Below are 14,818 nucleotides of genomic sequence, written 5' to 3'. Positions count from 1 at the left end.
TTTTTGTATGAAAAAAGTCATGTTATTGAATTTTTAACAAAGTGGGGGTGTTTTTGTTAAAAATTCAACGCTATTTCACTGCTTTGAGACTCAGATCTATATTCTCAGCAGAGTGTGTAAGGGCTCCTACAGAGATATAGGTAACGCCTGTGGATGCAATTTCTTTCAGCATATCGCGGGTAATTCCTCCCGAGGCTTCAGATTCACAAGAGCCATTGATCATTTTTACAGCCTCCTTCATTGTTTTTACATCCATATTATCGAGCATGATTCTGTCGACGTTTGCGTTAATGGCTTCCTGAACTTCTTCAAGGTTTCTGGTCTCAACCTCTATTTTTAACTTTTTCTTATTCTTTTTAACGTAATCTTTTGCCATTGCCACGGCATTGGTAATGCTTCCGTTGTAATCAATATGATTATCTTTCAGCATAATCATATCATAAAGACCATATCTGTGATTGGTTCCGCCGCCAATAGCTACCGCCCATTTTTCGCACATTCTGAAGTTGGGAGTTGTTTTTCTTGTATCTAAAAGTTTAGTTTTTGTACCTACTAATCTGGAATCCCATTCATGGGTAAGGGTGGCAATCCCACTCATTCTCTGCATACAGTTAAGAACAAATCTTTCAGTAGAAAGGATGGATCTTGCACTTCCTGTAACAGTAAGGGCAACGTCTCCGAATTTACAGGGAGTTCCATCTTTAATGAAAACTTCCACTTTAAGATTTTTGTCAAATGTCTTGAAAATGATTTCTGCCAATTCAACACCTGCAAGAATACAGTCCTGTTTCACTAAAAGCTTAGCACTTTGTACAAGGTCCTGTGGAATAGTAGATAGGGTAGAGTGGTCTCCATCCTGAATATCTTCTTCAAGTGCGTTTTTTATGAATGTTTTTAATGCTTTATCTGTAACGTATGCTGGTCTTTTCATTATATTATGCTTTTAAGCTAAATCTTTATTATAAAATGCTCCTTTATTCTCTGTCATTTCCATAGACTGGGTAATGATGAGGTGCGCAACAGTTGTTAAGTTTCTTAATTCCGAAAGTTGTGGTGAAAGAATGGAATAGTGGTAGATTTCATCCACAGCGGCTGCAATTTCCTGGTGTTTTTGAAGTGCCATATTCAGACGTCTGTTACTTCTTACAATACCAACAAGATCACTCATCATTTCCTGAAGTTGTTTTCTCAGATAGCTGACGATAACCATTTCGTCCATGATCTTCATACCTTCTTCATTCCATTCCGGAACGGCTTTCAGATCATCAAAGTTGAAATTGTTTTCATTAAGAAGATCTACCGTTTTCATAGCTGCATTATGACCGAAAACCAAGCCTTCAAGAAGTGAGTTTGAAGCAAGCCTGTTGGCGCCATGAAGTCCTGAGTTGGTACATTCTCCTACTGCAAAAAGATTTCTGATGGAAGACTGTCCGTCCCTGTCTACTTCAATTCCACCCATCAGATAATGGCAGGCTGGAACGACAGGAATCAATTGAGTGAAAGGATCAATTCCTTCGTCTTTGCATTTTTTATAAATATTCGGGAAATGTTCTAAGAATTTTTCATGGTTCATTTCCTTGCAATCCAAGCCAACAAATTCGTCTCCGGTAATTTTCATTTCGGCATCGATGGCTCTTGCAACAATATCTCTTGAGGCCAATTCTTCACGTTCATCATATTTATGCATGAATTTTTCACCTCTTTTGGTTCTTAATTTTGCTCCATCTCCACGAACGGCTTCTGAAATTAAAAACAACATTCCATCCATTTTGCTGTAAAGAGCGGTTGGGTGGAACTGGTAATATTGCATATTGGAAACCTTTCCTTTGGCACGGGCAACGAAAGCAATTCCGTCTCCGGTTGCAATTGTAGGATTGGTAGTATTTTTATAAACATGTCCGGCACCTCCTGTAGCAACCAGTGTTATTTTAGAAGTAATTTTTTTGATGGTTTTGGATTTCTCATCCAGAATATAAGCCCCGTAGCAGTGGATGTCTCCTTCATTAAGTTCTTTTCCCGGAACGTGGTGCTGAGTAATGATGTCAATGACATAATGATGATCAAGAATTTCAATATTCGGGCTGTTATTGGCTGTTTCCAGCAAAGCTCTTTCGATTTCAAAACCTGTGATATCTTTATGATGGACGATTCTGTTTTCAGTATGACCGCCTTCTCTTCCTAAAGCGAATTTGCCGTTCTTCATATCGAACTGTGCTCCCCATTCTACAATTTCATTGAATCGTGCAGGAGCTTCTCTTACCACCATCTCTACGACATCACGTTTATTTTCTCCGTCACCGGCACGCATCGTGTCGTCAATATGTTTTTGAAAATTGTCATTTTGAAAATCTGTAACGACAGCGAGACCGCCTTGTGCATATTTGGTATTGCTTTCGTCTTCGTCAGACTTGGTTACAATAATGATTTTGGCATCAGGGTGCTGTTCAGAAACTTTAATGGCATAGGAAAGTCCGGAAATGCCGGAACCAATTACTAATACATCCGCTTTTATCATATGCTGGCTTTAGGTACAATCGTTTAAGATTAAATAAATTTAAACAATTTTTCGTTTGGTTTTCTTACTTTTTTCATGTGCTGGAAGTGATCTTCTTCAGAACGGTAACCTAAAGCGAGGGTAACAGTTACTTTTTCTGTTTCAGGGTCGGTATTCAGAATTTCTTCTATAAGATCCTGACGGAAGCCTTCCATCGGACAGGAATCTATATTTTCAATAGCGGCGGCATACATAAGATTGGCCAATACTATATAAGACTGTTTTTCTGCCCAGTTGAAAATTTCATCATGTGTTTTCTGGTTGATATGCTGATTAATGCTGTTTCTGAAAGGGTCCAGTGTTTCCATAGGAGTATTTCTTACTTCAGAAATATGATTAAAATACCCTCGGATATAGTTCTCTTCTATCACTTTTTTTGAAATAATAACAATAAGATGAGAACAGGTGGAAATCTGAGATGGATTATAAAAAGCAGGAATTAATTTCTGTTTCATCTCTTCACTTTCAACAACCACAATTTTATAAGGCTGAAGTCCCAGCGAACTGGCAGACAGCTTTCCTGACTCAAGAATGTTGTGAAGAGTTTCCTGAGGAATAATCTGATGATTGAATTTTTTTACAGAATATCTTCTGCTTAAAGCTTCCAAATAATTCATACGACAAATTTAAGAATTGAATATGAATAAAGAGTCTTTAAAATGAAATATCTCCTGCCTGTTCATACAAAAAAATCACCCCGACCGGCGGGGTGATTCTTTTGATGTAGTGGAACGTGTAATTATTCTCTGTTTTTTACAACAATCCAGCCTGAGAATTTTATCGGAGTACTGTTTTTATTATTTTCATTCCATGAAACAGAATACCAATAGTTTCCTGTAGGGACTTTTTTATGTCCATTGGTAGTTCCTGCCCATTTGTAGCCATTGGTTTTATCGGCCTGGAACATTTTATAACCATATCTGTCGAAGATGGCAATTTCCAGATTTTGTTTATTGGCTAATGCGGAGTAATCGACAAAATCATTGATTCCATCATCATTAGGTGTAATTATATTAATAAGATTCGGTACTGTAATATTAACTTCAACAGGAACGCAATTATAGGCATCTCTTACATATACTTTAGCTTCTCCTCTTGCAATATTGGTAAACACATTGGAATCCTGCCAGTTGATATTATCCATAGAATACTGATAAGGAGGAGTTCCACCGTTAGCATATACTGTTACCGTACTTCCAGAAATGTCAACCGTGGTAATAACAGGATTGTCGGAAGGATATACTGTTACTTTTTGTGTGGCAATACAATCTCCGGTTTTCAGTTTAACCCAGTAAGTACCTACTCCTACATTCTTGATGGATTGTGTGGTTGCTCCTGTGCTCCATTCATAGCTTTTGAATCCGGCTCCCGCATCTAATGTTGTGGTGTTTTCAATACAAATTGTCTTGTCAAGTAAAGTTCTTGAATAAACAGGAGGTATTACAGTTAAAGTAACTTTAGCAATAGAATAGCATCCATTTCCATTAAAAACTTTAATATAAACAACTCCATTAGGAGCAATGTATGCTGCCGGAGTTGAGATGGCATTAGTTCCACTGATAGCATCTGTCAACGATGGATAATATTCTTTTGTCAGTCCGCCCTGGGAAACAACAGCTCCTGTAAGGTTAAAAGAAGCCATAGATGGATTGGTTTCAATGAAACATGATTTGAGTTCAACGTCATTAACAACTACTACAGGGTAAATATTCAGTGTAATTTTAGAAGTACTGACACAACCCTGAGGTGTGGTTACTTTTACATATATTGTTGCTGCAGCAGAAGCATAGGCAGAAGGATTTGTTATCTGGTTCGTACCGTTATTCAGGTCGTATAAAGTAGGATAGAATTCTTTGGTAACTCCGGCAACAGTTGTTACAGCAGCAGTATTGAGGTCAAAGGTTGCTGTTCCTGCATTGTTGTTATTACATCCGCTAAGAGTAGCATCTGTTGCTGCGAATGGCGTAGGGTTAAGCTGAATAACACCATCACCATTATCACAAAGAGTAGACGTAGGATCTTTTACCACCACCTTAATCGTTGTATTTCCGGAATACTGGAAACTTGTAGGATTGGCAATAGGAGTAGAACTTCCCAATACATAATAAGTGAAAATATAATTTCCGGGATTATTTACAAATTGAGAATTATAAGAAGTAAGGTCTACTGTACCATTTCCGGTAGCTGGATTTGTACAAACAAATGGAGTTATGGTATTGCTTAAAATAGGAACTTTATCTACATATACTTTAACGTCTTTAATAGAATGTCTTGCACTGGCACCTCCGGTTGCTGCAGAGAAACCAAAATATCCCTGTGACATTCCCACTGCTCCTCCGGAAGGAGCAAAAGACTGATCTACGATAAGAACTCCGTTTATTCTTACTTTGATAATCCAGTTTGTAGGGTTGGTAAGGTCTGTTTCGCCATTTACTTCAACGTGTCTGTAGGTGTCTCCTACAAACGGCTGGGTAGCAATAAGGTCCGGAGAGTGGAATGTGCTTCCCGGAGTGGTGTTGAATTCGATATTATTACCTGCTGTGTTATTGGTACCATAAAGAATGTGAACTTTACTCATCTGGCCTTCAGTGGTATTGTTGAAAATATCAAAACCAACCATGAGCCCTGAAGCATTGGCAGGAATTCCCAGACCTCCTCCTGATACAAATCCTGTTGGCGGATTGGCAAGATACCAGAAAGTAAAGCCGTCTCCTTTTCCAAACTGAGTGGTTCCGTTTCCGTCAATTCTGAAATCGAATTCCACTTTCCATTTATCACAATAGCTTAAGGTAATAGGAGTGGATAATTTTACAGCTCCATATCTGCTGGTTTGATCAGTGGTAAGTCTTACAAAGTCTCCGCTTACTATAGCGTCAGAGACCAGATCCCAGCCTGTCGTATTGACAGGATTTCCGGTAAGTTGATAGGTTTGCGAAAGAAATCTTCCCGGCAGGCATAATAAGATAGTCAGTAAAAAAATGAGTATATCTTTTTTCATAGTGGATGGATTATGATGTTATTGTTTTTTTGATATAAAATTGTTTTTGTGTTTACATTGTTGATGATAAGCAGCGTCCGGCCTCAATCTGGTTGGGCAAATCCTGTTTTTTAATACCGAAACTACCCCAAATGAGGTAGTTTCTGATAGTAATTTTATTCTCTGTTTTTAACCAATACCCAGCCTGAGTATTTAGTTTCAGTATTGTCTTTGTTGTTTTCGTTCCATGAAATGGTGTACCAGTAAGTTCCTGTAAGAACTTTTTTACCGGAAGCAGTTCCGTCCCATGTAAAGTTTCTCATTTTTCCGGCTTCATACAATTTGTTGCCATATCTGTCGTAAACAATAAATATCAGATTTTTCTTGTAAGCCAGTGCTGAGTAATCAATGAAATCATTCACGTTGTCGCCGTTTGGAGTGATAGCATTGATCAGGTTAGGAACAGTAATCTGAACTTCAACAGGTGTGCAATTGTAAAAATCTTTTACATAAACTCTTACTTCGCCCCTTGCTAAACCTGTGAATATGTTGCCAGGCTGCCAGTTCATTCCATCCAGAGAAAACTGATACGGAGGAGTTCCGCCTGCTACATTTACTGTTATGGTGTTGTTGTCAATATCAATGCTGGAAATCACCGGATTTGCAGATGCTTTTACATTGACAGTCTGCGTAGTGATACAGTTGCCGGTTTTCAATTTTACCCAATAACTACCAACGCCTACATCTTTGATAGATGAAGTTGTTGCTCCGGTGCTCCATTCATAGCCGTCAAATCCAGGTCCTGCATCCAGATCTGTTTTTTCTCCGATACAAATGATTTTGTCTTTCAGAACAGAAGAGGTTACAGGTGGTAATACAATAAGGTTGATTTTAGCAATATTAAAGCATCCGGTGGCGTCTGTCACTTTAGCGTACACTGCAGTACTTGTAGATAAATACTGGAGAGGATTCATAATTTCGTTGGTACCGTCTAAAGCATTGGCGATGGATGTGTAGTATTTTTTTGCAGTGCCTGCTCCTAAAGTAGTAACATCTGCGGTTGTCAAGTTAAAGATAGCACTCGTAATGTTATTTTCAATGAAACATGATCTTAGAGTAGCTTCTTTCACAGGGGTGTCCGGATAGAATGCAAGGGTAATTTTTGCTGAACCTGTACATCCCTGAGGAGTTGTTACTTTTACATAAACAGCTCCGGGAGCAGATAGATAGTTGTCAGGATTTTGAATCTCATTCGTATCGGCGTTGAGGTCTGCTAACGTTTTATAATATTTTTTTGTAACTCCCGGAACATTGGTCACCGCTGCTGTATTCAGATTGAAAGCTGCTGTTCCTGCTTTGTTATTATTACATACCGTAATCGTTTTGTCTTCCGCTTTGAAAGGAGCAAGAACCAATAAAATTTTACCATCCGGGTTATCACAAAGTAGTCCTGCATTATCTTTAATAACAACTGTTACTGTTGAGTTAGCATTGAATTGATAATTGGTAGGATTCGCAATAGGTGTGGAGCTTCCAAATGGATAATAGGTAAATGTATAATTGGAAGGATTGCTGACAAACTGTGAATTGAAAGAAGTCAGGTTTACGGATCCGTATCCGGTTGTAGGATTAGGACAGAATGACTGTGTTGCCGAATTCTGTAAAATAGGAACCTTATCCGTATAAATTTTTACATTTTTAATGGAATGTCTGGATCTTGCACCTCCTGTAGAAGCTGAAAAACCAAAATATCCTACAGTCATTGCAGCAGCAGCACCTGAAGGCGCAAAAGACTGATTGCAAATTACATTACCGTCTATTGTTATTTTTATAATCCAGCTGGTAGGAGCTGCAGGATCTACCTGTGCCGTTACTTCAACGTGTTTAAAAGTTGTTCCCTGAAAAGGCTGTGTAGTATTCAGATCCGGAGAGTGGAAAGAACTTCCGGGAACATTGAAAAATTCGACGTTATTGCTGTCAGTGGTGTTTTGAACAAGTCCATAACCAACGTGTACCTTACTCATGGTAGCAGTGGTGGTATTGTTATAAGTGTCAAGTCCTACAACAAGTCCTACAGCATTTTGAGATACTCCAAGTCCTGAGCCTAATACACTGGCTACCGGAGGGTTGGCAAGGTACCAGAAGGCAATTCCATCTCCATTGGAGGTTTGGTTGGAATCCATCCTGAAATCAAATTCCACTCTCCATTTGTCGCAATATTTTAAATTAATGGGGTCATTCAGCCTGATAGAACCGGATTGGTTGTTGGTATCCGGGGTCAGCTGAATAAAATCTGTGTTTACCTGAGTAGGGGAGACCATCGTCCATCCGGTAGTATTCACTGGATTTCCGATAAGCTGATAAGTTTGAGCGAAGGACTTTCCAGCTATACAGAGTAAGAAAACAGATAAATACAATAATAGATTTTTATTCATTTATAATGGGACTTAGATTAATATGTAAAGATATTAAATCCCAATTAAATAATATGTATTTAATGTTAATCTTGCTTAAATTTTAATAATATTTTAAAAAAATACTATAAATTATGATATAATGCTGAATATTGCAGTAGCTAATACGTATTTGTATTAATTAAATTAAAATAAGGAATTGTTATCTAAACTCTCAAAATAGGTATCAATTTCGAGATCTGAGGAACTGGCTGCTGCTACGGCTAATTTATCGCAAAGTTCGTTTTCAAAATGTCCGGCATGACCTTTTACCCAATGCATTTTCGGGTTGTGTTTGTTGTAGAGTTCAATGAATTTTTTCCAGAGATCAGGGTTTTTTACATTCTTCCAGCCTCTCTTGATCCATCCGGCAATCCAGTTTTGGTTGATAGCGTCAGATACATATTTACTGTCGGTATACACATGGATGTCATTTTCTGTAGATTTCAGTTTTTCCAATGCAGTGATGACCGCCAGAAGCTCCATTCTGTTGTTGGTGGTTTTTCTAAAACCTTTGGAAAATGTTTTCTGGTAATTTTTTTCAGGAACGCGCATAAGAATTCCATATCCGCCTTTTCCCGGGTTTCCGCTGCAAGCTCCGTCCGTATAAATTTCGATTCTCAAATCTGCTTTTTAATAATTGATGTATTGACTGTAAAATTAAACTGAATTGATCTGAATTTTAATCTTTGCTTAAAAAGGGAAGTCATCATCGTCATCAAAGTCATTCATGGAAGACCCTGAAAGTTTTGAACTATCCGGAAGATCAAATGCTGCTCCTGGCTGGATCGTTGTTTTGATCTTGTCAAATCCGCTTGGCTCTCCGAAGTTGGAAGGATATCCTCCTCCGGCACCACTGTCAAACGCTGCTTCAATATCACCGAATTTTGCAAAATGTTTCAGGAATGATAATCTTACATCTGCTGTAGCACCATTTCTGTGTTTTGCAATGATCAGTTCGGCCTGGTTTTCTGTAGAAGTTTCCTGTCCTTCCTCGTCATTATCCCAAACCGTAATTTTATAATACTCCGGTCTGAAGATGAAAGATACGATATCTGCATCCTGCTCAATTGCTCCGGATTCCCTCAGGTCTGAAAGCTGAGGTCTTTTTCCAGGTCGGGCTTCCACACTTCTTGAAAGCTGTGACAGGGCAATTACAGGTACGTTAAGTTCTTTTGCAATCGCTTTTAATGAACGTGAAATCATGGAAATCTCCTGTTCACGGTTTCCAACTCCTTTTCCGCTGCTACTCCCTGCGGTCATCAGCTGAAGGTAGTCGACCATGATAAGTCTTACTCCATGCTGCATTACCAGTCTTCTGCATTTTGCACGGAAGTCGAATATGGAAAGGGAAGGGGTTTCGTCAATATATAAAGGAGCGTTTTCCAATTCAGATACATTTGAGAATAGCCTTTGCCATTCTTCATCATCCAGGGTTCCTTTTCTTAACTTTTCTGAAGAGATTCTCGTTTCGGAAGCAATCATTCTGGTGATAAGCTGTACCGAGGCCATCTCGAGAGAGAACAGAGCCATAGGAATTTTGTGCCCTACTGCAATATTTCTTGCCATGGAAAGCAGGAATGCTGTTTTACCCATCGCGGGACGGGCTGCAATAATGATAAGGTCAGAATTCTGCCAACCACCGGTTTCCTTATCCACATCTCTGAATCCTGAAGGAACTCCGGAAAGTCCTTGTTTATCTTTTAAAGATTTAATGGTATCAATGGCTTGTTTTACCAATGAGTTGGCAGTATCGAATCCTTTCTTAATCGTTCCGTTGGTAATCTCGAAGAAAGACTGCTCTGCCTTGTCCAGAAGTTCAAAAACATCTGTCGATTCCTTGTAAGAAGAATCAATAACATTAGCAGAAACATTAATAAGACTTCTTAAAATATACTTTTCAAGAATAACACGTACGTGATATTCGATATGGGCAGATGAACTTACTCCCATTGTAAGATCAATGATGTAGTGATCACCACCTGCCTGACTCAGTTTGTCTTCTTTTTTTAAATCCTGAATAATCGTCATTAAGTCTACCGGGTGGTTGCCTTCATACAATTTTAAGATAGTAGAAAAGATGACCTGATGTCTGGGATCATAAAACACCTCCGGAGTAAGAAGGTCAATGGAATGGTCAAGACCTTTTTTGTCAATCAAAAAAGTTCCGATAACCAGTCTTTCAAAGTCCACTGCATTGGGAGGCATTTTTCCATCCGCAATAGACAATTCTTTTGCAAAGTTTCCGTGTGTCAGGGATGATAATGTTTCTTTCTGCGCCATGATGCAAAGATAGTTTATTTAAAAAATAATAAAAAAATAGTATTCAACAAATTATTAGCAGTCTTTCGTAAAATGCTGTAAACAGGAGGTTGGACTTGTTGATAAAAAAAATCACCTCAGTCTGAGGTGATTTTTCAAAAAGATGAAGTAAAACTTATTCTTTATTTTTTACCAATACCCATCCTGAATATTTGGTTTCGGTATTGTCTTTATTGTTTTCGTTCCACGAGATCGTGTACCAGTAAGTTCCGGTTAGGATTTTCTTACCAAATGCTGTTCCGTCCCAAGTGAAGTTATTCATTTTGTTAGCTTCATGAAGTTTGTTTCCATATCTGTCATATACAATGAAGATAAGGTTTTTCTTGTAAGCTAATGCTGAGTAATCAATAACATCATTTACATTATCTCCGTTCGGAGTAATCGCGTTGATAAGATTAGGGACAGTCACGGTTACCTGAATAGGCGTACAGTTATAAGTATCTTTTACATATATCGTATTTTCTCCTCTAGGAAGTCCTGTGAATACATTGGAGTCCTGCCAGTTAACACCATCAATAGAATATTTATAAGGAGGAACTCCCCCTGAAGCTGTTACTGTGATGTTGTTGTTGGTAATTTCGATTCCTGAAACCACTGGCTGAAGGCTTGGATGTACACGTACTTCCTGAAGTGTGAAGCATTTTCCGGTCTGAAGTTTTACCCAATAAACCCCAACTCCTACGTTGTTGATAGATTGTGTAGTTTCACCTGTGCTCCATTCGTAGCTTACAAATCCAGGTCCTGCGTCCAAAGAGGTTTTGGCTTCAGCACAAATTGTCTTATCTTTTAATACCGCTGATTTTACCGGAGGCAATACAATCAGTTCTATTTTAGCAATTGAATAACACTGTTTGTCATTATCTACTCTTGCATATACTGTTTTGCTTTCTGAAAGATAGTTTAATGCTGCTATAATAGGGTTTGTCTGTGCTTTAGCATCAGCTACAGTTGTATAATATTTAATGGTAGTTCCGGTAGGTGTTGGAACAGCTACTCCGATGTCAGCCTTGGAAAGATCAAATGTTGAACGGGTAACGTCATTATCAATATAACAGTTTTGAAGTACAGCATCTTTCAGTACAACTGATGGGTAGAATAATAATCTGATAGTAGTAGTTGCGATACATCCGAAAGAAGAAATTACTTTTACATATACGGTTGATTCAGCAGAAACGTAGTTGGTAGGATCTGTAATTTCATTAATTTCAGCATTCATATCCGCAACCGTAGCATAATACTTAATGGTTGCTCCGGCTCCTCCAAATACATTGGCTGTTGTTAAGTTATATTTTGCAGTACCTGCTCCGTTGTTGTTACAGGAGTATAAAGTAGCCGAATTGGCAGAAATACCCACATTCACAAACTTGAACTTTCCGGTTATGAAACATCCGTTGATAGGGTTGCTCGGATTGGTGGGATCCTGATACACAATTCTGTAATAATATGTTGTAACTCCGTCTACAGTGGCTACCGTAAGTGGATTTTGTCCTGTAAGGGCATCGTTGGTTGTTTTGTGATAAGTAACCTTGAAGTTCGGGCTGTTACCATTAATAATTGCTGCAGATAACGTTGTGAAATCAAACTGGGTAGGCAGCGCACAAACCATTACCTGATTAGGATCATTAGGAGCTGCTCCCGGAATTCCAGGCGCGATAAATGGGTTAGGCGAAAGAACAGGATCGTTAAATGCAGAACTTAAGCTTGCCGTTCCTGTCCATTCTAAAGAAAAACCATTAACGGATCTACTGAAGTTGTCAATAACCAGATAATAAGTCTGGCCAACCAATACATCCATATAGGGACTCCATTTACCATTGTTCATACTGGATGTAACACCTGGTGGATTGGTAGGGAATACGGCTGGTGGAGCAAGAGTCAGATCGAGACCTGTATCTCCTGAAGTGCCGCTATAGTTACATCTTATGGGTTGTATGAAAACGTGATCCGCATTCTGTAACGAAGCACAGCCGTTAGCTGTTGGTCCGTAAACTGCAAAATCATAATCATCATCCTGATCGTTAGGTTTTATTGTAAATGCCAGTGTTCCTGGTGTGGATACTGTAAAAGTGTACCAAACTGTATATCTTTCATTGGTACTGAGGCATCCACCGTTTTGGTTAAGAATTTCTATTATATTCCCCGGGCCCGAAGGGGTGTATGAAATGTCAGAATTACCACAGATGGGAATTGCTGTGACACAATCTGACTGTGAATAGGCCATTTGCGCTATCAATAAAATAAAAAGAAGTAATATTTTTTTCATTGTTAAAACTTTTTTGTTAAACAAACTTGAAATCAATAAATTTTTATCATTATTTGTAAAAGAAAAAGCCGCCAAAGCGGCTTTTTATATTGTGGTGTTTTATTCTCTGTTTTTTACAACAATCCAACCTGAAAACTTGAAAGGAGTATTCTTTTTGTCATTCTCGTTCCATGTTACAGAATACCAGTAGGTACCTGTTGGTATGTTCTTGCCACCAATTTTACCATCCCATTTATAACCATTGGATTTGTCTCCCTGGTGGATTTTTGTTCCATATCTGTCAAAGATACTCAAAATAAGATTCTGTTTATCAGCCATAGCAGAATAATCCACTACGTCATTCACACCATCTCCGTTTGGAGTAATCATATTGATAAGGTTAGGAACCACTACTGCAACTTCAATTGGCTCGCAGTCATAAGCATCTTTTACATAGACTTTGTAAGTTCCTCTTGCTACATTGGAGAATACATTAGAAGGTTGCCATAGAATCTTATCCATAGAATACTGATAATCCGGTGTTCCTCCAATAACATTGATTGTCAATGTAGTATTGTTAATGTCGATATTTGTTACAACTGGTTGCTCAGAAGGATAAACGGTTACCTTTTGAGTGGCAACACATTCACCTGTTTTCAATTTTACCCAGTAAACGCCTACTCCTACATCTTTAATAGACTGTGTTGTTGCTCCTGTGCTCCATTCGTAGCTTTTGAATCCAGGTCCGGCATCTAAAGTGGTCGTGTCTTCCATGCAGATAATTTTGTCTTTCAGAACACTGGATGTTACTGGAGCAATTACAGTTAAACCAATTTTTACCACTACATAACATCCTCTGGTGTCGGATACTCTTACATATACTAAGCCGCTTGGTGCAATATAATTAGCATTTAAAATTTGGTTGGTTTCATCTATTGCGTCTGTTAGTGAAGGGAAGTATTTTTTAGTGATCCCTGCCTGTGGTGTAATTACAGCAGCATTATCCAAGTTGAATAAAGCTGTTGAAGGATTGGCTTCAATAAAGCATGATCTCAATTCAGCATCTTTTGCAATGATTTGCGGATAGAATTTAAGGGTAATTTCTGCAATATCACTACATCCAAATGCAGAAGTTACTTTTACATATATTTTACCTTCAGCAGAAACAAACTGATAGATGTTGGTGATCTCATTGATTGAGTTATTCAGATCATATAATGTGTAATAGTATTTTTTAGTTGCCGTTGGATCAGCAAAAACTGCAGCAGTGGTAAGATCATACGTTGCCGTACCTGCATTGTTGTTATTACAGCTTGTCAGCGTTACATCGGTAGCGGTGATTGTACCATCTTTAAATTTAAATTTACCAGTCTGTCTACATTTATTAATAGGGCTGTTGGGGTTAGTCGGGTCAGTATAGTTGATACTGTAGAAATAAACTCCAACAGGAGTAACTGTTTGAGGTCCAACAAGAGGGTTGTTACCTGTTAAAGCATCATTCTGACTTGTGTGGTAGCTAATGTTGAAGTTAGGGTTACCATTAAGAATTCCTGCGGATAATGATGCGAAATCAAAAGTCGCCGGATTTGAGCAGATCACTACTTCTCTTGGGTCAGCAGGATTAGCTCCTGGAATTCCCGGTGGGATAAATGGATGAGGTTGTATATTCGGATCAGTGAACGGAGAAGACAAAGTAGCTGTTCCACCCCATGATAATTTGAATCCGTTAGCTGTTTCTCTGTGGTTATTTACAATGATATAGTAAGTCTGACCAGGCAGTACATCCATGTATTTTACCCATTTATCTCCTGTTGCATCCTCACTAAGGTCAGTAGCGGTCATATTAAGACCTGTATTTCCACTTAGTCCGGAATAAGAACAACGTATAGGAGTTCCTAGGTTTCCGCAAGATTTGTTGGGTCCATATACTCCAAAGTCATAATCATCTCCCTGGTCGTTAGGGATGATTTCGAAAGTAAGGGTTCCTCCTGTAGCGATGGTAAAAGAATACCATACGGAGTACTTCTCGTTAGAAGTTAAACATCCACCCAGGTTTTCTGCAATGTCTCCATGCCCGCCTGGTGTATATGAAATGTCAGAGTTACCGCAGACTGCCATTGCAGTGCCACAATCTGATTGTGCAAATAAAATATGTGAAAATATGAGTAATAAAACAAGTAATGTTTTTTTCATGAGAATTAATTTTTAAAACAAATATTAAATGTGTTTAATTATTAAAAAATGCTGTTTTATCTGATACAAAATACTGT

At 38.4% G+C, this 14,818-nt stretch carries 9 protein-coding genes; all 9 read right to left on the bottom strand.

The genetic code is table 11. The features are described 5' to 3' along the window. Positions 1-70 precede the first annotated feature (70 nt). A complete protein-coding gene (gene nadC, locus KBP46_RS13455) occupies positions 71-931 on the bottom strand; it encodes a carboxylating nicotinate-nucleotide diphosphorylase (RefSeq protein ID WP_216443467.1) in 861 nt (286 codons plus the stop codon). A 12-nt stretch (positions 932-943) separates the two neighbouring features. Next, positions 944-2,515 (bottom strand): L-aspartate oxidase, encoded by a 1,572-nt coding sequence (nadB, locus tag KBP46_RS13450; protein WP_062673341.1) that lies wholly within the window; start codon positions 2,513-2,515, stop codon positions 944-946. Between the two features lie 29 nt (positions 2,516-2,544). Then, positions 2,545-3,171, bottom strand: a complete 627-nt coding sequence (locus KBP46_RS13445; RefSeq protein WP_034691525.1) for an NAD(P)H-dependent oxidoreductase — start codon at positions 3,169-3,171, stop codon at positions 2,545-2,547. A gap of 122 nt (positions 3,172-3,293) precedes the next feature. After that, the gene (locus KBP46_RS13440) at positions 3,294-5,552 is read right to left on the bottom strand and encodes a T9SS type B sorting domain-containing protein (RefSeq protein ID WP_062673343.1); all 2,259 of its coding nucleotides are present in this window, start codon (positions 5,550-5,552) and stop codon (positions 3,294-3,296) included. A gap of 155 nt (positions 5,553-5,707) precedes the next feature. Further along, positions 5,708-7,966 carry a T9SS type B sorting domain-containing protein gene (locus KBP46_RS13435; RefSeq protein ID WP_216443466.1) on the bottom strand — a complete coding sequence of 753 codons (2,259 nt, stop codon included), beginning with the start codon at positions 7,964-7,966 and terminating at the stop codon, positions 5,708-5,710. Between the two features lie 165 nt (positions 7,967-8,131). Beyond that, positions 8,132-8,608: a ribonuclease HI gene (gene rnhA, locus KBP46_RS13430; RefSeq protein ID WP_062673348.1), complete on the bottom strand. Its 477-nt coding sequence runs from the start codon at positions 8,606-8,608 to the stop codon at positions 8,132-8,134. A 69-nt stretch (positions 8,609-8,677) separates the two neighbouring features. Then, positions 8,678-10,267 (bottom strand): replicative DNA helicase, encoded by a 1,590-nt coding sequence (dnaB, locus tag KBP46_RS13425; RefSeq protein WP_062673350.1) that lies wholly within the window; start codon positions 10,265-10,267, stop codon positions 8,678-8,680. Positions 10,268-10,421: 154 nt separating this feature from the next. Continuing rightward, positions 10,422-12,569 (bottom strand): T9SS type B sorting domain-containing protein, encoded by a 2,148-nt coding sequence (locus KBP46_RS13420; protein WP_228432337.1) that lies wholly within the window; start codon positions 12,567-12,569, stop codon positions 10,422-10,424. A 99-nt stretch (positions 12,570-12,668) separates the two neighbouring features. After that, positions 12,669-14,741: a T9SS type B sorting domain-containing protein gene (locus KBP46_RS13415; RefSeq protein ID WP_062673354.1), complete on the bottom strand. Its 2,073-nt coding sequence runs from the start codon at positions 14,739-14,741 to the stop codon at positions 12,669-12,671. Between the last annotated feature and the right edge of the window lie 77 nt (positions 14,742-14,818).

It is taken from the genome of Chryseobacterium sp. PCH239, from assembly GCF_018924625.1.
Lineage (GTDB): Bacteria > Bacteroidota > Bacteroidia > Flavobacteriales > Weeksellaceae > Chryseobacterium > Chryseobacterium cucumeris.
Note: the sequence above shows the minus strand (reverse complement) of the source record. Positions and strands in the feature narration are given on the sequence as shown.

What these genes read in the sequence shown, in the direction of transcription:
- nadC (WP_216443467.1), bottom strand. Translation starts at nt 931, where the DNA reads ATGAAAAGACCAGCATACGTTACAGATAAAGCATTAAAAACATTCATA.
- nadB (WP_062673341.1), bottom strand. Translation starts at nt 2,515, where the DNA reads ATGATAAAAGCGGATGTATTAGTAATTGGTTCCGGCATTTCCGGACTT.
- KBP46_RS13445 (WP_034691525.1), bottom strand. Translation starts at nt 3,171, where the DNA reads ATGAATTATTTGGAAGCTTTAAGCAGAAGATATTCTGTAAAAAAATTC.
- KBP46_RS13440 (WP_062673343.1), bottom strand. Translation starts at nt 5,552, where the DNA reads ATGAAAAAAGATATACTCATTTTTTTACTGACTATCTTATTATGCCTG.
- KBP46_RS13435 (WP_216443466.1), bottom strand. Translation starts at nt 7,966, where the DNA reads ATGAATAAAAATCTATTATTGTATTTATCTGTTTTCTTACTCTGTATA.
- dnaB (WP_062673350.1), bottom strand. Translation starts at nt 10,267, where the DNA reads ATGGCGCAGAAAGAAACATTATCATCCCTGACACACGGAAACTTTGCA.
- KBP46_RS13420 (WP_228432337.1), bottom strand. Translation starts at nt 12,569, where the DNA reads ATGAAAAAAATATTACTTCTTTTTATTTTATTGATAGCGCAAATGGCC.
- KBP46_RS13415 (WP_062673354.1), bottom strand. Translation starts at nt 14,741, where the DNA reads ATGAAAAAAACATTACTTGTTTTATTACTCATATTTTCACATATTTTA.